17 protein-coding genes and 1 pseudogene are annotated in these 21,367 nt (G+C 66.9%); 10 read left to right on the forward strand and 8 right to left on the reverse strand.

Translation table 11 applies throughout. From position 1 onward, the window contains the following. Nucleotides 1-2 precede the first annotated feature (2 nt). The 9 genes from uraD (at nt 3) to IM738_RS16665 (ending at nt 12,027) form a co-directional block, all read left to right on the forward strand. Nucleotides 3-1,781, forward strand: a complete 1,779-nt coding sequence (gene uraD / locus IM738_RS16625) for a 2-oxo-4-hydroxy-4-carboxy-5-ureidoimidazoline decarboxylase (RefSeq protein ID WP_236962156.1) — start codon at nt 3-5, stop codon at nt 1,779-1,781. Nucleotides 1,782-1,843: 62 nt separating this feature from the next. Next, nucleotides 1,844-3,097 (forward strand): M20 family metallopeptidase, encoded by a 1,254-nt coding sequence (locus IM738_RS16630; protein ID WP_236962157.1) that lies wholly within the window; start codon nt 1,844-1,846, stop codon nt 3,095-3,097. Between the two features lie 91 nt (nt 3,098-3,188). After that, nucleotides 3,189-5,489, forward strand: coding sequence for an NADP-dependent malic enzyme (locus tag IM738_RS16635; protein WP_236962158.1), 2,301 nt, complete (start codon nt 3,189-3,191; stop codon nt 5,487-5,489). Between the two features lie 275 nt (nt 5,490-5,764). Then, nucleotides 5,765-6,796 carry an ABC transporter substrate-binding protein gene (locus IM738_RS16640; RefSeq protein WP_236962159.1) on the forward strand — a complete coding sequence of 344 codons (1,032 nt, stop codon included), beginning with the start codon at nt 5,765-5,767 and terminating at the stop codon, nt 6,794-6,796. Between the two features lie 75 nt (nt 6,797-6,871). Further along, on the forward strand, nt 6,872-7,699 hold the full coding sequence (locus IM738_RS16645) for an ABC transporter ATP-binding protein (RefSeq protein WP_236962160.1): 828 nt from the start codon (nt 6,872-6,874) through the stop codon (nt 7,697-7,699). A 125-nt stretch (nt 7,700-7,824) separates the two neighbouring features. Beyond that, entirely contained in the window at nt 7,825-8,589 is a 765-nt protein-coding gene (locus tag IM738_RS16650; RefSeq protein WP_236962161.1) for an ABC transporter permease, read from the forward strand. A 124-nt stretch (nt 8,590-8,713) separates the two neighbouring features. Beyond that, nucleotides 8,714-9,220, forward strand: coding sequence for a nucleoside deaminase (locus IM738_RS16655; RefSeq protein WP_236962162.1), 507 nt, complete (start codon nt 8,714-8,716; stop codon nt 9,218-9,220). A 129-nt stretch (nt 9,221-9,349) separates the two neighbouring features. Next, entirely contained in the window at nt 9,350-10,180 is an 831-nt protein-coding gene (locus IM738_RS16660; RefSeq protein ID WP_236962163.1) for an urease accessory protein UreD, read from the forward strand. Between the two features lie 152 nt (nt 10,181-10,332). Beyond that, nucleotides 10,333-12,027 (forward strand): response regulator, encoded by a 1,695-nt coding sequence (locus IM738_RS16665; protein WP_236962164.1) that lies wholly within the window; start codon nt 10,333-10,335, stop codon nt 12,025-12,027. Between the two features lie 197 nt (nt 12,028-12,224). On the opposite strand, the gene urtE is transcribed toward IM738_RS16665, so the two are convergent. From urtE to urtA, 5 genes and pseudogenes are all read right to left on the reverse strand, one after another. Further along, nucleotides 12,225-12,917: an urea ABC transporter ATP-binding subunit UrtE gene (gene urtE / locus IM738_RS16670; protein ID WP_236966341.1), complete on the reverse strand. Its 693-nt coding sequence runs from the start codon at nt 12,915-12,917 to the stop codon at nt 12,225-12,227. A gap of 25 nt (nt 12,918-12,942) precedes the next feature. Next, nucleotides 12,943-13,818 (reverse strand): urea ABC transporter ATP-binding protein UrtD, encoded by an 876-nt coding sequence (gene urtD / locus IM738_RS16675; protein ID WP_236962165.1) that lies wholly within the window; start codon nt 13,816-13,818, stop codon nt 12,943-12,945. Continuing rightward, nucleotides 13,815-14,924: an urea ABC transporter permease subunit UrtC gene (urtC, locus tag IM738_RS16680; protein ID WP_236962166.1), complete on the reverse strand. Its 1,110-nt coding sequence runs from the start codon at nt 14,922-14,924 to the stop codon at nt 13,815-13,817. Before urtC ends, urtD begins: the two co-directional genes overlap by 4 nt. A 109-nt stretch (nt 14,925-15,033) precedes the next feature. Further along, nucleotides 15,034-16,620 carry an urea ABC transporter permease subunit UrtB gene (gene urtB / locus IM738_RS16685; protein ID WP_236962167.1) on the reverse strand — a complete coding sequence of 529 codons (1,587 nt, stop codon included), beginning with the start codon at nt 16,618-16,620 and terminating at the stop codon, nt 15,034-15,036. A 10-nt stretch (nt 16,621-16,630) separates the two neighbouring features. Continuing rightward, nucleotides 16,631-17,892: pseudogene (gene urtA, locus IM738_RS16690) on the reverse strand (urea ABC transporter substrate-binding protein). A gap of 359 nt (nt 17,893-18,251) precedes the next feature. Here urtA and IM738_RS16695 point away from each other — a divergent pair. After that, nucleotides 18,252-19,319, forward strand: a complete 1,068-nt coding sequence (locus tag IM738_RS16695; protein WP_236962168.1) for a virulence RhuM family protein — start codon at nt 18,252-18,254, stop codon at nt 19,317-19,319. 56 nt (nt 19,320-19,375) lie between these two features. On the opposite strand, the gene IM738_RS16700 is transcribed toward IM738_RS16695, so the two are convergent. The 3 genes from IM738_RS16700 to IM738_RS16710 are packed head-to-tail and all read right to left on the reverse strand — an operon-like array spanning nt 19,376 to nt 21,288. Continuing rightward, complete coding sequence (locus IM738_RS16700; protein ID WP_236962169.1) at nt 19,376-19,924, reverse strand: ferritin-like domain-containing protein; 549 nt, start codon at nt 19,922-19,924, stop codon at nt 19,376-19,378. A gap of 5 nt (nt 19,925-19,929) precedes the next feature. Continuing rightward, complete coding sequence (locus IM738_RS16705; protein WP_236962170.1) at nt 19,930-20,514, reverse strand: BON domain-containing protein; 585 nt, start codon at nt 20,512-20,514, stop codon at nt 19,930-19,932. A gap of 24 nt (nt 20,515-20,538) precedes the next feature. After that, nucleotides 20,539-21,288: an SDR family NAD(P)-dependent oxidoreductase gene (locus tag IM738_RS16710; protein WP_236962171.1), complete on the reverse strand. Its 750-nt coding sequence runs from the start codon at nt 21,286-21,288 to the stop codon at nt 20,539-20,541. Nucleotides 21,289-21,367: the final 79 nt, after the last annotated feature.

Genomic DNA, 21,367 nt, shown 5'->3' on the forward strand with positions numbered 1-21,367 from the left:
CCATGCCCTTCACCCTGGACCAACTCAACGCGGCGCCGCTGGCCGAGGCCGCGTCGATGCTCGACGGCCTGTACGAGCATTCCCCCTGGATCGCCGAGGCTGCCCTGAAGCAGCGCCCGTTTGCGTCACTGGCCGCGCTGAAGCACGCCATGGTGCGTGTGCTGGCCGAAGCCGGTGTGGAACCGCAACTCGCGCTGATCCGCGCCCACCCCGAGCTCGCGGGCAAGGCCATGGTGAGTCAGTCACTGACCGCCGAGTCCACCAATGAGCAGACCAAGGCCGGCCTGACGAACTGCACACCCGAGGAGTTCGCGCACATCCAGCAGCTCAATGCCGACTACAACGCGAAGCATGGTTTCCCCTTCATCCTCGCGGTGCGCGGCCCTCGCGGAACGGGCCTGAGCAAGGCGGAGATCATCGCCACCTTCGAGCGCCGCCTGCACCACCCGGTGGACTTCGAGCGCGCCGAGTGCCTGCGCCACATCCACCGCATCGCCGAGATCCGCCTGAACGACAAGTTCGGCTTCGAGCCGGCGCTGGGCAACGCGGTCTGGGACTGGCACGAAGACCTGGCGCGCCACACCGACCCCGGCTATGCCGAGCTCGGCCAGCTCACGGTGACCTACCTGACGGATGCGCACCGGGCCTGTGCGGCGCAGCTGCAGCGGCAGATGCTGGCGCTGGGGTTTGATGAAGCGCGCATCGACGCGGTGGGCAACGTGGTGGGCCGTTACCACGGCCACACGCCCGATGCCCCCGGCCTGCTGACCGGCAGCCACTTTGATACCGTGCGCAACGGCGGCAAGTACGACGGGCGCCTGGGCATCTTCGTGCCCATGGCCTGCGTGCAGCAGCTGAAACAAGCTGGCCGGCGCCTGCCGTTCGCCATCGAGGTCGTGGGCTTCGCCGAAGAAGAAGGCCAGCGCTACAAGGCCACCTTCCTGGGTTCGGGCGCGCTCACGGGTCACTTCAACCCCGCCTGGCTGGACCAGCAGGACGCCGGCGGCATCACCATGCGCGCGGCCATGCAGCACGCCGGCCTGCCCGCCACGCTGGACGCCATCGGGGCGCTGCAGCGCGACCCGTCGAAATACCTCGGCTTTGTCGAGGTGCACATCGAACAGGGCCCGGTGCTCAACGAACTGAATCTTCCGCTGGGCATCGTCACCTCCATCAACGCCAGCGTGCGTTACCTGGGCGAAGTGATCGGCATGGCCAGCCACGCCGGCACCACGCCCATGGACCGCCGCCGCGACGCCGCCTGCGCCGTGGCCGAGCTCGCGCTCTTCGCCGAGCAGCGCGCCGCGGCCGACGGCGACTCGGTCGCCACCATCGGCATGCTGCAGGTGCCCAACGGCTCCATCAACGTGGTGCCCGGCGCCTGCAGGTTCTCGCTCGATATCCGGGCCCCGAACGATGCGCAGCGCGATGCGCTGGCGCGCGACATCCTCACGCAGCTGCAGGCCATCTGCACACGCCGCGGCGTGCGCTCTCGGGCCGAAGAGACCATGCGCGCGGCCGCCGCGCCCAGCGCCCCCGAATGGCAGGCGCGCTGGGAAGCCGCCGTGGCCTCGCTCGGCGTGCCGCTGCACCGCCTGCCCAGTGGCGCCGGCCACGACGCCATGAAGCTGCATGAGGTCATGTCGCAGGCCATGCTGTTCGTGCGCGGTCTCAACAGCGGCATCAGCCACAACCCGCTCGAGTCCACCACCAGCGACGACATGGACCTGTGCGTGCGCGCCTTCTCGCTCCTGCTCGACCAGCTCGCCGCGGGCCACTGACACCCCCTTCACCGTTCGGGCCGAGCCTGTCGACGCCCTCACCCCTCACCCCTCATCGCCCCATGACCACACCCCAACAGCAACTCGACGCCTGGATTGACGCCCATTTCGACGAAGAGGTGAAATTCCTGCAGGAACTCATCCGCGTGCCCACCGACACACCGCCCGGCAACAACACGCCGCACGCCGAGCGCACGGCCGAGCTGCTGGCGGCCATGGGTTTGAACGCTGAAAAACACGCCGTGCCCGAAGCCGAGGTGAAAGCCGCCGGCCTGGAGACCATCACCAACCTGATCGTGCGTCGCCGCTTCGGTGGTGGCGGCAAGACCATCGCACTCAACGCGCACGGCGACGTGGTGCCGCCCGGCGAGGGTTGGACCCACGACCCGTACGGTGGCGAGGTCGTGGACGGCAAGATCTACGGCCGCGCTGCGGCGGTGAGCAAGTGCGACATCGCCAACTTCACATTCGCCATCCGCGCGCTGGAGTCGCTGGGTGCCCCTCTGAAAGGCGGCGTCGAGCTGCACGTGACCTACGACGAGGAGTACGGCGGTGAAGTCGGCCCCGCGTGGCTGCTGGACAAAGGCCTGACCAAGCCCGACCTGATGATCGCGGCCGGTTTCAGCTACCAGGTGGTGGTGGCGCACAACGGCTGCCTGCAGCTGGAGGTGACGGTGCACGGCGACATGGCCCACGCCGCCATTCCCGACAGCGGCACCGACGCGTTGCAGGGCGCCGTGCACATCCTCAACGCGCTGTACGCGCTCAACGCCGACTACCTGAAGGTCACCTCGAAGGTCGAGGGCATCACCCACCCCTACCTCAACGTGGGCCAGATCAGCGGCGGCACCAACACCAACGTGATCCCCGGCAAAGTGGTGCTCAAGGTAGACCGCCGCATGATCCCCGAGGAAGACCCGATCGAGGTGGAAGCCGCCCTGCGCCGCACCATCGCAGAAGCGGCGGCCAGCTTCCAGCCTCCGCGCGGCGGTCGCGCCATCAGCGTGGATGTCAAACGCATCCTGCTGGCGCGTGCGCTCAAGCCGCTGCCCGGCAACAAGCCCCTGGTCGCGGCGCTCCAGAAGCACGCCAGCGAGCTGTTCGGAGAGGCCATCCCGGCCGTGGGCACACCTCTGTACACCGACGTGCGCATCTACGGCGAACACGGCATTCCCGGGGTGATCTACGGCGCCGGCCCACGCACGGTGCGCGAATCCAACGCCAAACGTGCCGACGAGAACCTGGTGCTGGAGGACCTGCGCCGCGCCACCAAGGTGGTGGCGCGCACGCTCCTCGACCTGCTGCAGGCAGCCTGACCCCTCTGTGGAATGTCCCAGCAGATCGCTGGTCGACCGCGTGCCACAATGACCGCCCGCCCGAGCCGGGCGGCCCGATTCTGGAGACACCATGACCCCCGCCGAACAAGCCCTGCGCGACGCCGCGTTTGAGTACCACCGCTCGCCCAACCGCGGCAAGATTTCCGTCAACCCGACCAAGCCGCTGTCCAACCAGCGCGACCTGTCGCTGGCGTATTCGCCCGGCGTGGCCTACCCCTGCCTGGCGATCGAGGCCGACCCGTCGCTGGCCGCCGAATACACCTCGCGCGGCAACCTGGTGGGTGTGATCACCAACGGCACCGCCGTGCTGGGCCTGGGCGACATCGGCCCGCTGGCGAGCAAGCCGGTGATGGAGGGCAAGGGCTGCCTGTTCAAGAAGTTCGCCGGCATCGACGTGTTCGACATCGAACTCGCCGAGCGCGACCCGGACAAGCTGGTCGACATCATCGCGGCGCTGGAGCCCACGCTGGGCGGCGTCAACCTCGAAGACATCAAGGCGCCCGAGTGCTTCTACATCGAAAAGAAGCTGCGCGAGCGCATGAAGATTCCGGTCTTCCACGACGACCAGCACGGCACGGCCATCATCTCCAGCTCGGCGCTGATCAACGGTCTGGAACTCGTGGGCAAGGACATCGGCCAGATCAAGATGGCGGTGTCGGGCGCGGGCGCTGCGGCCATCGCCTGCCTGGACCTGATGGTCAACCTGGGTGTCAACATTGAAAACATCCTGGTCTGCGACTCCAAAGGCGTGATCCACACCGAGCGCGCCGACGCTGTCGCCGGCAAGCTCGATGAATCCAAGCAGCGCTACTGCCGCAGCACCACCGCGCGCACCTTGGCCGACGCCATGAACGGGGCCGACGTGTTCCTCGGCTGTTCCGCCGCGGGCGTGGTGGACGCCGACATGGTGATCAGCATGGGCCGGCAGCCCATCATCCTGGCGCTGGCCAACCCCGAGCCCGAGATCCGGCCCGAGATCGCCAAGGCCGCGCGGCCCGACTGCATCATCGCCACGGGCCGTTCGGACTACCCGAACCAGGTCAACAACGTGCTGTGTTTCCCGTACATCTTCCGCGGCGCGCTCGATTGCGGCGCCACCAAGATCACGGAAGAAATGAAGATGGCCTGCGTGCACCAGATCGCGGACCTGACCAAGAGCGAGATCAGCGACGAGGTGGCCGCCGCCTACGCCGGCCAGGAGCTGGTGTTCGGCCCCGACTACATCATCCCCAAGGCCTTTGACACCCGCCTGATCCTGAAGATCGCGCCGGCCGTGGCGCAGGCCGCCGCCGACTCGGGCGTGGCCACGCGCCCGATCGCCGACATGCAGGCCTACAAGGAAAGCCTGGGGCGTTTCGTCTACCAGACCGGCATCCTCATGCGGCCGATCTTCAACGCCGCCAAGGCCCTGCCCGACAACCGCAAGCGCGTGGCCTACGCCGACGGCGAAGACGAGCGCGCGCTGCGCGCCGCGCAGATGGCGATCGACGACAACCTGGCCAAGCCCATCTTGATCGGCCGCCCCGCCGTGATCGCCGCGCGCATCGAGAAAGCCGGCCTGCGCATCCGCCTGGGGGTGGACGTGGAGAACGTCAACCCCGAAGACGACCCGCGTTTCCGCCAGTACTGGGAGCAGTACCACAAGCTCATGGCCCGCAACGGCGCCTCGCCCGAGGTGGCCAAGGCCGCGGTGCGCCGCTCCAACACCATCATCGGTTCGCTGATGGTCTCGCTGGGCGATGCGGACGCGCTGATCTGCGGCCTGGTGGGCAGCTACAACACCCACCTGGAGCGCATCGATGCGATCCTGGGCAAGCAGCCCGGCGTGAGCAACTACGCTGCCGTCAACGCGCTCATGACCGACCGCGGCCCGCTGTTCATCGCCGACACCTACGTCAACGAAGACCCGAGCGCCGAACAGCTGGCCGAGATCGCCTGGATGGCCGCACAGCAGGTGCAGCGCTTCGGCATCCCGCCCAAGGTGGCCTTCCTCTCGCATTCCAGCTTCGGCTCCAGCAAGCGCCCGTCCGCCAGGAAGATGCGGGCCGCGCGCGACCTCTTCGTGGCACAGCACCCGGGCATCGAATGCGACGGTGAGCTGCACGGCGACGCGGCGCTGAACCCGGAGATCCGCAAGGCCTACATGGCCGACTCCACGCTCAGCGGTTCGGCCAACCTGCTGATCTGCCCGAACCTGGACGCCGCCAACATCCTCTACAACGTGCTCAAGACCACCACCAGCGGTGGCGTGACCGTGGGCCCGGTGCTGATGGGCGTGGCGCGCACGGCCTACATCCTCACGCCCGCGGCCACGGTGCGCCGCGTGCTCAACATGACGGCGCTCGCCGCGGCCGCCAGCCCGCGCGGCTGAAGCAGCCCCCGAACGCCCGCCCCAGGGCCCTGTGGCGCCATGCCGCACGGGCCCTTTTCCGTGTGCGATGCCGCCTTCTTTTGGTGCGACCACGCGGTCGATTGCACCATTTCAGGGTTAGTCAGGATGACGCCGGGCGCCGCACCGCCAAGAATCTGTATATACATTTTCTGTTCAGCCCGCTCCCACCGCCCGCCGCTGGCACCGTTTTTGCTGTGTGGCTGGGGTGCGCGGGCTGTCTGCCTGTGCCCTCAACGCATCCGACCGGAGAACCCATGAACAAGCGCCACTTCATCCAGACCACCGCCGCCCTGGCCGCCGCAGCCGCTTTCGGCACGGCCCACGCACAAACCGCCATCAAGTTCCAGCTCGACTGGCGCTTTGAAGGGCCGGCCGCGCTGTTCCTGCAATCGGCCGCCAAGGGCCACTACAAGGCCGCCGGCCTGGACGTGACCATCGACTCCGGCAACGGCTCGGGTGGCACCGTGACGCGGGTGGCCTCGGGCACCTACGACATGGGCTTTGCCGACATGGCCGCGCTGATGGAATTCCACGCCAACAACCCGGATGCGCCCAACAAGCCGGTGGCCGTGATGATGGTCTACAACAACACGCCCGCGGCGGTGCTGGCGCTCAAGAAGAGCGGCATCACCAAGCCGTCCGACCTGAACGGCAAGAAGCTCGGCGCCCCGGTGTTCGACGCCGGCCGCAAGGCCTTCCCGATCTTCCAGAAGGCCAACGCCGTCACCAACGTGGCCTGGACTTCGATGGACCCGCCGCTGCGCGAAACCATGCTGGTGCGCGGTGACATCGACGCCATCACCGGCTTCTCGTTCACCTCGCTGCTCAACCTGGAAGCGCGCGGCGTGAAGGCCGAAGACGTGGTGATCCTGCCCTACGCGGACTACGGCGTGAAGCTCTATGGCAACGTGGTGATCGCCAGCCCCAAGCTGATCAAGGAGAACCCGGCCGCCGTCAAGGCCTTCCTCGCCGCCTTCGCCAAGGGCGCCAAGGAGGTCATGGCCAACCCGGCCGCCGGCATCGAAACCGTCAAGGCGCGCGACGGCATCATCAACGTGGCCCTGGAGACGCGCCGCCTGCAGCTCGCCGTGGACTCGGTGGTCGCCAGCCCCGATGCGCGCAAGGAAGGCTTCGGCCAGATCAACCCCGGCCGCATGGCGCTGATGGCCTCGCAGGTGTCCGACGCCTACGGCACCAAGAACCGCGTGGACCCCAAGGCGGTGTGGAACGGCTCCATGCTGCCCAGCGCGGCCGAACTCAACGTGCTGCCCCCCGCGAAGAAATAAGCGCGGACCGCGCCTGCCTCCTTGGCCTGGGCCAGCGTCCTTGCGTGACGGCTGGCCTTTTTTCCGGACCGACCCATGACCGACGCCCCCTCCACCGAAAAACCCTTTGTCGATTTCGACCAGGTCTGGCTCGCCTACAACGACGACCTGCTGGCCAAGAACCTCTTCGCCGTCGAAGACATCAACCTCCAGGTGAAGAAGGGCGAGTTCATTGCCATCGTCGGCCCTTCGGGCTGCGGCAAGTCCACTTTCATGAAGCTCACCACCGGCCTGAAGATGCCGAGCATGGGCAAGATCACCATCGACGGCCAGCCGGTCACCGGTCCGCTGAAGATCTCGGGCATGGCCTTCCAGGCGCCGTCGCTGCTGCCCTGGCGCACCACGCTCGACAACGTGCTGCTGCCGCTGGAGATCGTCGAACCCTTTCGCAGCCAGTTCAAGGACCGCCGCAAGGAATTCGAAGCGCGCGCCAGCCGCCTGCTCACCAGCGTGGGCCTGGGCGGCATGGAGAAGAAGTTTCCCTGGGAGCTGTCGGGCGGCATGCAGCAGCGCGCCAGCATCTGCCGCGCGCTGATCCACGAACCCAAGATGCTGCTGCTCGACGAGCCCTTCGGCGCACTCGACGCCTTCACGCGCGAGGAGCTGTGGTGCACGCTGCGTGACCTCTGGGAAGCGCAGCGCTTCAACGTCATCCTGGTCACGCACGACCTGCGCGAGAGCGTTTTCCTGGCCGACACGGTGTACTGCATGAGCAAGAGCCCGGGCCGCTTCGTGGTGAAGCGCGAGATCGAGATCCCGCGCACGCGCGATCTCGAAGTGACCTACACGCCGCAGTTCACCGACATCGTCCATGAGTTGCGCGGCCACATCGGCGCCTTGCGGCGCCCCCCCGCGCCGGCCTGACGGCCGTCACCCCCCGGAGGGGGGCAACACCAGCGGCCTGGCAAAGCCAGTTCCGCGGTGTTCTGGGCTGGGTCTGCGGCACGCGTATCGCATCAGCATCTTGAAATGACGTAGGAATCCACACCATGAACAAAAAACAAGTCGAACGCTGGTCGCCCTTCCTGCTGCTGCTCGCGATCGTCGTGGTCTGGGAGGTGATCTGCAGCGGCTTCGGCGTCTCGGAATTCATCTTCCCCAGCCCCTCGCGCATCTGGGAACAGACGCTGGAGCACAAGACCACCATCCTCGGCCACGCCTGGCGCACCTTCTGGGTGACGATGGCGGGCTTCGGCATCGCCATCGTGGTCGGTGTGCTGCTGGGCTTTCTGATCGGCAGCTCGCGCCTGGCGTACGCCGCGGTGTACCCACTCATGACGGCGTTCAACGCGCTGCCCAAGGCGGCCTTCGTGCCGATCCTGGTGGTGTGGTTCGGCATCGGCGCCGGCCCGGCGATCCTGACCGCCTTCCTCATCAGCTTCTTCCCCATCATGGTCAACATCGCCACCGGCCTGGCCACGCTGGAGCCCGAGCTGGAAGACGTGCTGCGCGTGCTCGGCGCCCGGCGCTGGGATGTGCTGACCAAGGTCGGGCTGCCGCGCTCCATGCCCTATTTCTTCGGCTCGCTCAAGGTCGCGATCACGCTGGCCTTCGTGGGCACCACCGTGTCGGAGATGACGGCGTCGAACGAAGGCATCGGCTACCTGCTGATCTCCGCCGGCAGCTCCATGCAGATGGGCCTGGCCTTCAGCGGCCTGCTGGTGGTGGGCGCGATGGCGATGGCCATGTACGAGCTGTTCAGCTTCGTGGAGAAACACACCACGGGCTGGGCACATCGCGGTAGTCAGGGATGACCCCCCTGCGCGCCTGACGGCGCTTCCCCCCAGGGGGACGGCACTGGCGGCCCGGCGAAGCCGGTTCCGCGGTGCCCCTGGGTGGAAGGCACTTCGCTCCGACAGGACTGTTTGATATCACCACATGAACACTGATCAAGTTGCCCGCCACCTGCGCCGCGCCAACGAAGTCGCCCTCCGCGCCGCGAGCATGGGCCGCCACCCGTTCGGTGCCTTGCTGGTCGCGCCCGATGGCGAGACGGTGCTGGCCGAGCAGGGCAACATCGACACGGTGAACCACGCCGAGTCCACGCTGGCGCGAACGGCGGCGGACAACTGGCCCGGCGAATACCTCGCGCGCTGCACGCTGGTGACCACCTTCGAGCCCTGCGCGATGTGCACCGGCACCCTCTACTGGGCCAACATCGGGCGCGTCGTCTATGGCGCGAGCGAAGAGGCCCTGCTCGCGCTCACCGGCAACCACGAAGAAAACCCCACGCTGTCCCTGCCTTGCCGCGAGGTGATCGCGCGCGGGCAGAAGGCCATCGAAGTCATCGGACCGCTGCCCGAAATGGAGGCCGAGCTGCTCGCGCCGCACCGCAATTTCTGGACACCGCAGCGCCACAAAGCACAGGACACTCCGAGCCCTTGACGGGGCAGCCCAACACACCCCCAAGCCGCAGGGAAGCTCCCCAGGGCACCGTCGGGCCGGCTTGGCAGGACGGCCAGTGCCGCCCCTGGGGGTGACGCGAAGCGGCGCGGGGGGAACCTACACTCACTCATGCCCTGGCACGCCCACCTGAATCTCGACTACCGCCGCGACGCCTCGCGCACGGTGCTGCGCCACGATCACACCGGCCCGCTGCGCATCTTCAAGAGCCTCTACCCCGAGGGCGACGCGATCTGTCACAACGTCATCATCCACCCGCCCGGCGGGCTGGTCGGCGGCGATGTGCTGGACGTGAAAGTGCACGTGGGCAGCGGGGCACACGGCCTCATCAGCACCCCGGGTGCCACGCGGTTCTATGCCAGCGATGGCCCGCCCACCACCCAGCAGGTGGCGCTGACGCTGGACGCGGGCGCGCGCCTGGAGTGGTTGCCGCTCGAAGCCATCGCCTACCCCGGCTGCCAGGCCCACAACACGCTCACCGCGACGCTGGCCGACGGCGCCGAGCTGCTGGCCTGGGACGTCACCGCGCTGGGCCTGCCCACCGCCGGCCAGCCCTTCGTTGAAGGCCGCTTCTGCCAGCGGCTGGAGCTGCCCGGCCTCTGGCTGGAGCAGGCGCGCATCGACGCCGCCGACACCCGTCTGCTCGAATCGCCGCTCGGTCTGGGCGGGCAGCGCTGCATGGGCACGCTGCTGCTGGCCTGCGGCCACCCGCTCGGGCGCGCGCGGCAGGAGGCACTGCTGGAGGCCGTGCGCGCGACCATCGCCGGGTGGCCGGCGGGGGTGCAGGCCGCCGCCACCTGCCCGAACCCGCAGATGCTGGTGCTGCGCGCCATGGCGCCGCTGGTGGAGCCGCTGATGCTCGGCCTGCAGCAGGCCTGGGCGGCGCTGCGCACGGCCGCCTGGGGCGTGGCGGCCACCCCGCCCCGCATCTGGCGGGTCTGAGCGGGCAGCGCTCCCTGGCGCCGAACAGGGCGGCTTTTGGGGTCCTGTTCGGCCGATGGTGCCCCGGCGGGCGTCACACAATGGTGGCGGGACACCGGGCGCTCCGCGCTCCCTTTCACCTCCCCCGCCGAACCGCCCCACACGATCTGCCCATGGACCCCGTCGCGACCGAACTCCACGACGCCCGAGCACTCGTCATCGACGGGAATCCGCAATCGCGGTCCATCATCGTGAACCAGTTGCGTGAAGCGGGCGTGGGGGTCATCGTGCAGTGCGCACGGCTGGTCGATGCCCGTCACAAGCTGGAGATGGGCACCTACGACGTGGTGATCTCGGAACAGTATTTCGAGCGCGAAGACACCACCGGCCAGGACCTGCTGGACGACCTGCGCCGCAACCAGCTGCTGCCGTTCTTCACGGTGTTCGTGATGGTGACCTCCGAGGCCTCGTACAGCAAGGTCGCCGAGGCGGCCGAATCGGCGCTCGACGCCTACCTGCTCAAGCCCCACACGGCGGCCGGCCTGGTCGAACGCATCCGCCAGGCTCGGGAGCGCAAGCAGGTGCTCCGGGAGATCTTCACCGCCATCGAGGCCGAGCGGTTCGACGAAGCCGGCGAGCTGTGCATACAGCACTTTGTCGCCCGCAAGCCCTACTGGCTCTACGCCGCGCGCATCGGCGCCGAGCTGATGCTGCGCACCGGCCACATGGCCGATGCCGAGAAGCTCTACGAAGCGGTGGTCGAGGCCAAGACGCTGCCCTGGGCCAGGCTCGGCGTGGCCCGCGCCCAGCTCGAAGCCGGCTACCCGCAGCGCGCCACCACCACGCTGGCGGGCCTGATCGAAACCGAGCCCGGCTACACCGACGCCTACGACATCATGGGCCGGGCGCAGTTCGAGCTGGGCCATTTCAAGAACGCGCTGGCCACCTTCAAGATGGCCACCCAGCTCACCCCCTCGTCGGTCAACCGCCTGCTCAAGCACGGCATGATGGCCTGGTACGCGGGCGAGCGCGACGAGGGCGTGGAGCTGCTCGACCGCGCCACGCGCATCGGCCTGGACTCCAAGCTCTACGACGCCCAGGCGCTCGTCCTGCTGTCTTTCGCCAGGCTGGACAACAACGACCAACGGGGTTTGCAGCGCTGCCGGGACCACCTCGAACACCTGCGGGAAAGGCACCCCGGCAGCAGCGCGCGCAACCAGCGCCTGCTCGACGTGATCGAGGCCCTGCTGGCGATCCAGGACCACCAGACGGCACGCGCACTCGCCGAAGTGCGCCGCATGGCCAAGACCATCGCTCAACCCTCGTTCGATTTTGAAACGGGCAGCAACCTGCTCGCGCTGATGACGCGGCTCGCGGCGCGCTCGATCCAGCTCTACGAGGTGGACGCGGCGGTGGACACCATGGCGATGCGTTTCTGCACCAGCCGCGCGCTCACCGAGCTGCTGGCCTGTGCGGCGGTGGGTCGCAACGACTTCATCAACCGCGTGCACGCCGCCCATGCGCAGATCCTCAAGCTCACCGAAGAGGCCATGACCCTGAGCCTCAAGGGCGACCCGCAGGCGGCGGTGCTCCGGCTGCTCGAACACGGCGAACTGACGCTCAACGCCAAGCTGATCGAATCGGCCCACCTGGTGCTGCACCGCCACGAGGCACGCATTCCCGATCACGCGGCCCTCAGGCTCCAGGCGCAGACGCTGCGCGAACGCTACCGCACCACCGACATCCACGCCGGGCTGGGCGAACAGAGCCACACCGGGCGCGCGGCGGGCGGCATGTCGCTGCCGGCGGGCTACAAGCCGCCCGCCAAAAGCGAAGGCCTGCTGGCCAGCGTGAACTCGATGGGGTAGACCCATCCCCGCGCCGGCGCACTGGCGCCGTCACCCCCTCACACCGACCTGCCTTCAAAGCGCTGTCGTTTTCCGTGGTGCCGGAGCGCCACCCCGAGGCATGAAAGGGTGCACAGGCCAGGGCACCGCCGGGCCGGCTTCGCCGGACGGCCAGTGCCGCCCCTTGGGGGGTCGCGCAAAGCGCGGCGGGGGGCAGATCAGATCGCCACGAGCTGGCGGATGCCCTTGCTCTGCATCTCGCTGCCCGGGCCGCTGGCGATGACTTCGCCGCGCTCCATCACCACGTACCGGTCGGCCAGCTCTTCGGCGAAGTCGTAGTACTGCTCCACCAGCACGATGCCCATGTTGCCGCGGTCGGCGAGCATGCGGATCACCTTGCCGATGTCCTTGATGATGTTGGGCTGGATGCCTTCGGTGGGTTCGTCGAGGATCAGCAATTTCGGTCCGGCGGCCAGCGCGCGCGCGATCGCCAGCTGCTGCTGCTGCCCGCCCGAGAGGTCGCCGCCGCGGCGGCCGAGCATCTGCTTCAACACCGGGAACAGCTCGAACAGCTCCGCCGGAATCGGCGTGCTGCCCTTCTTGTAGGCCAGGCCCATCAGCAGGTTTTCCTGCACCGTGAGGCGGCCGAAGATCTCGCGGCCTTGCGGCACGAAGCCCACGCCCATGCGGGCGCGTTCGTAGGGGGTGGCTTTGTCGATGGCCACGCCATCGAGCGTGATGCCGCCGCTCTTGATGGGCACCAGGCCCATGAGCGATTTGAGCAGCGTGGTCTTGCCCACGCCGTTGCGGCCCAGCACCACCGTGACCTGGCCGAGTTCGGCGGTGAGATTGACGTTGCGCAGGATGTGGCTGCCGCCGTAGTACTGGTTGACGTCTTTGACTTTGAGCAGGCTCATGATCATCTCCGGGGTTGCTTCAGCGACCGAGGTACACCTCGATCACGCGTTCATCGGCCTGCACTTCGTCCAACGTCCCTTCGGCCAGCACCGAGCCGTCGCACAGCACCGTGACCTTCTCCGAAATGGTGCGGATGAAGCTCATGTCGTGCTCCACCACCATCAGCGAGTGTTTGCCCTTCAGGGTCAGGAACAGCTGCGCCGTGCGCTCCGTTTCTTCGTCCGTCATGCCCGCGACCGGCTCGTCCAGCAGCAAGAGCTTGGGGTCCTGCATCAGCAGCATGCCGATCTCCAGCCACTGCTTCTGCCCGTGGCTTAAGGTTCCCGCCAAACGCGCCGCGCTGTCGGCCAGGTGAATGGTGGTCAGCACCTCGCCCAGGCGGTCTTTCTCTTCGTCGGTGGGGCGGAACACCATGCTGTGGCGCACGCGCTTGTCGGTCGCCAGGGCCAGCTCCAGGTTCTCGAACACGCTCAGCTGCTCGAACACCGTGGGCTTCTGGAACTTGCGGCCAATGCCCAAAGCGGCGATCTCGGGCTCGCGGTAGCGCAGCAGGTCGATGGTGCTGCCGAAGAACACCGTGCCCTTGTCGGGCCGGGTCTTGCCGGTGATGATGTCCATCATCGTGGTCTTGCCGGCGCCGTTGGGGCCGATGATGCAGCGCAGCTCGCCGGGCGCGATGTCCAGGCTCAGACCGTTGATGGCCTTGAAGCCGTCGAAGCTCACATGAACGTCTTCGAGGTACAGGATGCGGCCGTGCGTGGTGTCCACCTCACCGGCCCTGGCGATGCGGCCGTAGGCTGCTGAGCGGCCACCCGACTCGGTCTGACGCGAGGTGTCGAGCGCGTGAATTTTCTGAAAGCGCTGCGCGCCCTCTTCCATCAGATCGGGCGTCATGCTTTCGCTCCACGGATTTTCTTCACCAGCCCCACCACACCCTGCGGCATCCACAAGGTGACGGCGATGAACAGCGCGCCCAGGAAGTACAGCCAGTACTCGGGGAAGCTCACGGTGAGCCAGCTCTTGGCGCCGTTGACGATGAAGGCGCCGATGATGGGGCCGACCAGCGTGGCACGGCCGCCCACCGCGGCCCAGACCGCGATCTCGATGCTGGCGGCGGTGCTCATCTCGCCCGGGTTGATGATGCCGACCTGCGGCACATAGAGCGCGCCGGCGATGCCGCACATCACGGCCGAAATCGTCCAGATGGTGAGCTTGTAGGGCAGCGGGTTGTAGCCGCAGAACATGACGCGGCTCTCGGCGTCGCGCACCGCCTGCAGCACCCGGCCGAACTTGCTGTTGACCAGCCAGCGCGCCCAGAGGAAGAAGCCCAGCAGCACCAGGCCGGTGATGACGAACAGCGTCATGCGCATCTCTTGCGTGGCCAGCGGCATGCCGAGGATGCGCTTGAAGTCGGTGAAGCCGTTGTTGCCACCCATGCCGGTCTCGTTGCGGAAGAACAGCAGCAGCGCAGCAAACGTGAGGGCCTGCGTGATGATGGAAAAATACACGCCCTTGATGCGCGAGCGGAAGGCGAAGTAGCCGAACACGAAGGCCACGAAACCCGGCACCAGCACGATCAGCAGCAGGGTCGCGATGAAGCTGTCGGAGAGCGCCCAGTGCCAGGGCAGCTCCTTCCAGTCCAGGAAGACCATGAAGTCGGGCAGCTCACTTTTGTAGTTGCCGTCGGTGCCGATCTGGCGCATGAGGTACATGCCCATCACGTAACCGCCGAGCGCAAAAAACAGGCCATGGCCCAGGCTCAGGATGCCGGTGTAGCCCCAGATCAGGTCCATGGCCAGCGCGCAGATGGCGTAGCACATGATCTTGCCGAGCAGGCCGACCATGTAGTCGGAGAGGTGGAACGCGCTGCCCTCGGGCACCAGCAGGTTGAGCGCGGGCGCCACGGCGCAGACCACCAGCAGCGCGACCAGCGCACCGCTCCAGCCGGTGCGTGTGAGCAGCGGGCCACGGGCGGGAAGGGATATTGAAGCGGTTGTCATGAGCGCAGATCCATGCGAGCGAGGCTCAAAGCCGGGAACGCCGCGGAACCGGCTTTGCCGGGCCGCAGGGCGTTGCCCCTTGAGGGGCGGAGCGAAGCGACGGGGGTGGTCATACTTCTCGGCCCTTCATGGCGAAAATTCCTTGAGGGCGTTTCTGGATGAAGACGATGATGAAGACCAGCACCGCGATCTTGGCCAGCACCGCGCCGGCCCAGCCTTCGAGCAACTTGTTGAGGATGCCCAGGCCCAGTGCGGCGTACACCGTGCCGGCGAGCTGGCCCACGCCGCCGAGCACCACCACCATGAACGAGTCCACGATGTAGTTCTGGCCGAGGTCGGGGCCCACGTTGCCGATCTGGCTCAGCGCGCAGCCCGCCAGGCCGGCGATGCCGGAGCCGAGCGCAAACGCGTAGGTGTCGATGCGCGCGGTGTTCACGCCCATGCAGCTGGCGATCGGGCGGTTTTGCGTCACGCCGCGCACGAAGAGGCCGAGGCGCGTGCGGGTGATCAGCAGCGTGACGCCGATCAGCACGGCGGCCGCGAAGGCGATGATGATGATGCGGTTCCAGGGCAGCGTGAGGTTGCCCAGCAGCGTCACGCTGCCGCTCATCCAGCTCGGGTTTTCCACGCCCACGTTCTGTGCGCCGAACAGCGTGCGCACGCCCTGCATCAGCACCAGCGAAATGCCCCAGGTGGCGAGCAGCGTCTCCAGCGGGCGGCCGTAGAGGAAGCGGATCACCGTGCGCTCCATGGCCGCGCCCACCAGGGCCGACGCGGTGAAGGCCACGGGCAGGGCCGCGAGCAGGTACCAGTCGAACAGGCCGGGCAGCGCTTCCTTGAAGAAGGCCTGCACCAGCCAGGTGGCGTAGGCGCCGATCATGATCAGCTCGCCGTGCGCCATGTTGATCACGCCCATCAGGCCGTAGGTGATGGCGAGGCCGAGCGCGGCGAGCAGCAGGATGGAGCCGAGGCTGATGCCGGTGAAGGCCTGCGAGAGCGCGCTGCTCACGGCCAGGCTGCGGTCGAGCGAGGACAGGGCGGCGCTGAGCGCGGCCTTCACGGCGGCGCTGGATTCCACGTCGAGCTGTTTGGCGAGCAGGGGGCGCAGCGCGGGCTGGCCCATCTTGGCGAAAGTCTGCGCGGCGGCCAGGCGCTGCGCTTCGTCTTCGCTGGCGAGCTGCATGGCGGCGCGCGTCAGCTCCAGGCTGTCGCGGGCGGCGGGGTCGAGCTCGCCCGCCAGGGCTTTTTCCACCAGCGGCAACTGGCTGGCGTCGGGTTCATCAAAAGCGCTGCGTTGCAGCAGGGCGGCAGCTTCGCGCTGCGGCCCGGGGTCGGGGCGGAACAGGTCGCGCACGGCGAGGGCCGTTTCCAGCGCGCTGCGGATGCGGTTGTTCACGATGGCGTCTTCGGCATCGTCAGCCGGGGTGACGGCCGCGCCGGACACGGCGTCGGTGCCACTGCCGTCGTCGGCCAGGATGAGCACCTGCTCACCCTGCACCTTCACGGCACCGTTGGCCAGCGCCTGCATCAGCGCCACGGCCTTCTCATCGGGGGCCGCCGCGAGGCGGTTGAGGGTGGCGATGCGGGCATCGCTCTCACCCGCCGCCAGCGCGAGCGCGTCGGCGGGGGTGAGGGCTTGCACACTGGCTGCGCCCAACAGGCACAGCAACACCAGGCAGGAACGCAGCCAGCGCATCGTCAGACCCTCACTTCTTCACAGGAACGTTGGCCTTGCCTTTGTTCTCGGCGATGTAGTCGCTCCACGGATCGGCCACCACCGGACCCGGCGTCTTCCACACCACGTTGAACTGGCCGTCGGCCTTCACTTCGCCGATGAACACCGGCTTGTGCAGGTGGTGGTTTTCCTTGTCCATCGTGGACGTGAAACCACCCGGGCCTTGAAGGTCTGGCCGGCCATGGCGGCGATGACCTTGTCGGTGTCGGTGGACTTGGCTTTGGCCACGGCCTGCGCCCACATGTTGATGCCGATGTAGGTGGCTTCCATCGGGTCGTTGGTCAGCGGCTTGTCCTTGTGGCCGGCGATGCCCTTGGCCTTGGCGTAGGCGGCCCACTTCTTGGTGAACTCGGCGTTGGTCGGGTTCTTCACGCTCATGAAGTAGTTCCAGGCGGCCAGGTGGCCCACCAGCGGCTTGGTGTCCACACCGCGCAGCTCTTCTTCACCCACCGAGAAAGCGACCACAGGCACGTCCTTGGCGGACAGGCCGGCGTTGCCCAGTTCCTTGTAGAACGGCACGTTGGAGTCGCCGTTGATGGTGGAGACCACGGCCGTCTTCTTGCCGGCGGACGCGAACTTCTTGATGTTGGCGATGATGGTCTGGTAGTCGGAGTGACCGAAGGGGGTGTACTCCTCCATGATGTCCTCGTCCTTCACGCCCTTGGCTTTCAGGAAGGCGCGCAGGATCTTGTTGGTGGTGCGGGGGTAGACGTAGTCGGTGCCCAGCAGCACCCAGCGCTTGGCCGAGCCGCCGTCTTTGCTCATCAGGTATTCCACGGCGGGAATGGCCTGCTGGTTGGGGGCTGCGCCGGTGTAGAACACGTTCTTGGACAGCTCTTCGCCTTCGTACTGCACCGGGTAGAACAGCAGGTTGTTCTTTTCTTCGAACACCGGGAGCACCGACTTGCGCGAGACCGAGGTCCAGCAGCCGAACACGGCGGCGACCTTGTCCTGGTCGATCAGCTGCTTGGCCTTTTCGGCGAACAGCGGCCAGTTGGACGCCGGGTCCACCACCACGGGTTCGAGTTTCTTGCCGAGCACGCCACCCTTGGCGTTGATCTCGTCGATGGCCATCAGGGCCACGTCTTTCAGCACGGTTTCCGAAATGGCCATCGTGCCCGACAGGCTGTGCAGCACACCGACCTTGATCGTGTCGGCCGCGTGGGCCGAGAGGCAGAAGGCGCCCAGGGCGGTGGCGACCGTCAGGGCTTTGAGGGTGAATCGACGTTGCATCATGGCGCTTCTCCAGGGGTTCTAAAAAACATCCGTTGGTGGGGTGACTCTGGCCGCCGGACCGCCCTCGAAAGAGGGATTCGCAGCGGACAAAGGGGATGCTAGGGAGAACCCTTGGAGGCGTATGTACGCCGGGTGGCGTATGCGGGGTGCGGAGGGCAGCGGGAAGGGGGCCGTCGGCCCTCTTTATCCTTGCAATCGTGGAGTTGGATTCCAGATTTGCAAGGATGTTGCGACCACACCGTCACAAGCAAACGTGGTCAGTTGATACGACTTTCAGGGGGCGCTTTCAACCGGCAATGGTGCCGGGGTCATCGCTATGATGATCTGCCACCACCGGCCATGCTGGCATCCGGACCATGAGCAAGAAACCCCCTTCAAACACCGTCAAGAAAAAAGAGGTCTCCCTCGTTCGATCCTCGGCGGCGGAGTACCTGACCTTCGTTGCGGCCACGGGTGGCGGCAGCACCAGTGTGGAGATGCGCTACGAGGATGAAAACCTCTGGCTGACCCAGAAGATGATGGCAACGCTCTACGACGTGTCGGTACCGGCCATCAGCCAACATCTGAAACGCATCTACGCAGACAACGAGCTGGAGCGCGAGGCAACTGTTAAGCCGTACTTAACGGTTCAAACCGAGGGCGAGCGAGAGGTCCAGCGCAAGGTGGACCACTACAGCCTGCAGGCCATCATTGCAGTGGGTTTCAAGATCGAAAACGAACGGGCAGTGCAGTTCCGCAAGTGGGCCAACCGGATCGTCAAGGACTACACCATCCAGGGCTGGGTGATGGACTCGGAGCGCCTGAAGAGCGGTGGCAGCGTGCTGACCGAGGATTTCTTCGAGCGGCAGCTGGAGAAGGTCCGTGAAATCCAGGTGTCCGAGCGCAAGTTCTACCAAAAGATCACCGACATCTACGCCACCGCGCTCGACTACGACGCCTCGGCCACAGCGACCCAGCGCTTCTTTGCCGCCGTGCAAAACAAGCTGCATTTCGCCATCCACGGGCAGACGGCGGCGGAGCTGATCGTTGGCCGGACAGACCACGAGAAGGACCACATGGGTCTGACCCACTGGGAAGGTGCACCCCAGAGCAAGATCCACAAATACGACGTGTCGGTCGCGAAGAACTACCTATCGGAATTCGAGCTGGCGCAGATGCATCGCATCGTTTCCGCGTATCTGGACATGGCCGAGCTTCAGGCGATGCGCCGCATGCCCATGACCATGCAGGATTGGGAAACACGTCTGAACGGTTTTCTGAAACTCTGGGACCGGGAGATCCTGCGGGATGCGGGCAAGGTGTCCGCTGAGCTGGCCAAGGCGCACGCGGAAACCGAGTTCGAGAAGTACCGGATCGTGCAAGACCGGCTCTTTGAAAGCGACTTTGACCGGGTGATCAAACGCATCGGATCGGACACGCCATAAAAAAGAGGCCATGCGCTACCGCATGGCCCCCAAGGGAGATCCATCACCCAGAAAAATCAGGCCCCGTGCGCCGGCATGCCTTCCAGCAGGTCGGCCAGTTCGTCCGCGTGTTCTTCTTCGACCGCCAGGATCTGTTTGAGCAGCACGCTGGTGGTCGGGTCCTTGTCGCCGAGGTAACGCACCATGTCGCGGTAGCTGTCGATGGCGATGCGCTCGGCGACCAGGTTCTCTCGAATCATCTCGGCCAGACTCTCGGCGGGCACGTACTCGGCGTGGCTGCGCTCGCTCAAGGTGTCGGGCGAAAAGTCGGGCTCTCCGCCGAGCTGCACGATGCGCGCGGCCAGCAGGTCGGCGTGGGCCTGTTCTTCGTTGGAGTGCACCAGGAACTCGGCGCCCACGCTCTGGCCGTGGATGCCGCTGGCCATGAAGTGGTGGCGCCGGTAGCGCAGCACGCAGACGATCTCGGTGGCCAGCGCTTCGTTGAGCAGCTGCAGGACCTTCGGGCGGTCGGCGTCGTAGCCGGCGGTCACGGCGCCCTGTTCGATGTGTTGGCGCGCCTGGCTGCGCAGCTCCGCGATGGAGGTGAGCTTGTGGGAGTTGGTCATGGTGTTCACTGCTTGATCATGAGTTCGTTTTTCACACCGGTGGCGCCTTCGGCGGCGCTGGCGAGCTTGCCGGCCTGTTCGATCTGGTCCTGGCTGTTGACGAAGCCGGTGAGCTGCACCTCGCCTTTGAACGTCACCACGCTGATGTCGAAACTTTTGATGGCCGGGTCGGCCAGCAGCGCGGTCTTGACACGGCCGGTCACGGAGGCGTCGTCGATCTTGGTGCCGACCGTGGTCGAGCCGCCTTTCAGGGTCACGCCGTTCTCGACGTCGGTCACGCCGGCCACGGCGCGGGTGAGGGACACGGCCTGGTCGATCTGGGCCTGGCTGTCCACGAAGCCGCTGAGCTGCACGACGCCTTTGCGGGTCTCGACCTGCAGGTCAAAGGACTTCACGAGGTCGTCGGCCAGCAGCAGCGACTTGACGCTGGAGGTGATCACGGTGTCGTCCACCTGGGTGCCCAGGGTGATGGGGGGCGCGGGCGTGGCCACGACCTCGGGCTCGGCGGGCTTGCTGCAGGCGCCGAGCAGGGCCAGGGCGCCCAGGCTGGTGACGAGGACGGCGGTTCGGATGGGGTGGCGAAGGTTCATGAGGTGCTCCAGAAAAAAACAGGTTCAGCGGGCGAGGTAGCCGCCATCGACCGGGTGGTAAGAGCCGGTCACGAAGGAGGCCCGCGTGGAGGCGAGCCACACCACCAGCTCGGCCACCTCTTCGGGCAGTCCGAGGCGACCGAGGGGGTGTGCGGCGATCAGCGCGGCCTTGGTGTCGGGGTCGTCTTCGAGCGCGTGGACCATGGGGGTGTGTATGAAGCCGGGGCCGACCGCGTTGACGCGCACGCCCTGGCCGCCGTAGGCGATGGCGGCCGCCTGCGTGAGGCCGAGCACACCGTGTTTGGCGGCGGTGTAGGCGGGCGCCGTGGCCATGCCCACCATGCCGAGGATGGACGCGGTGTTGACGATGGCGCCGCCGCCGTTGAGCAGCATGGCCGGGATCTGGTGCTTCATGCCGTAGAACACACCCGAGAGGTTGACCCGGATCACCTGGTCCCAGGCGTCGAGCGGGTAGTCGGCCAGCAGCGCGCTGGCGCCGCCGATGCCGGCGTTGTTGCAGGCCGCATCGAGGCGGCCGAAATGGGCCATGGTCTGGTCCACCAGCGCCTGCGCGTCGTCGGGTTTGCCGGCATCGGAGGCCGCAAACAGGCCCTCGGCGCCCAGCTCGCGCACCTGATTCAAGGTCTCGTTGCCCGCGTGGGCGTCCACATCGGCCAGCACCAGGTGCGCACCCTCGCGGGCGGCCACGAGGGCGATCGCCCGGCCGATGCCGGAGGCGGCACCGGTGACGATCACCACTTTGTTTTTCAGCATGGGGGTCCGTCCATCAATGAGATGGACGGACCTTAGGCGCCTGTGCGCAGCGCGTCTGTGCGCTGGCAGACCGAACGCG

The organism is Hydrogenophaga sp. SL48, assembly GCF_021729865.1.
Classification (GTDB): domain Bacteria; phylum Pseudomonadota; class Gammaproteobacteria; order Burkholderiales; family Burkholderiaceae_C; genus Hydrogenophaga.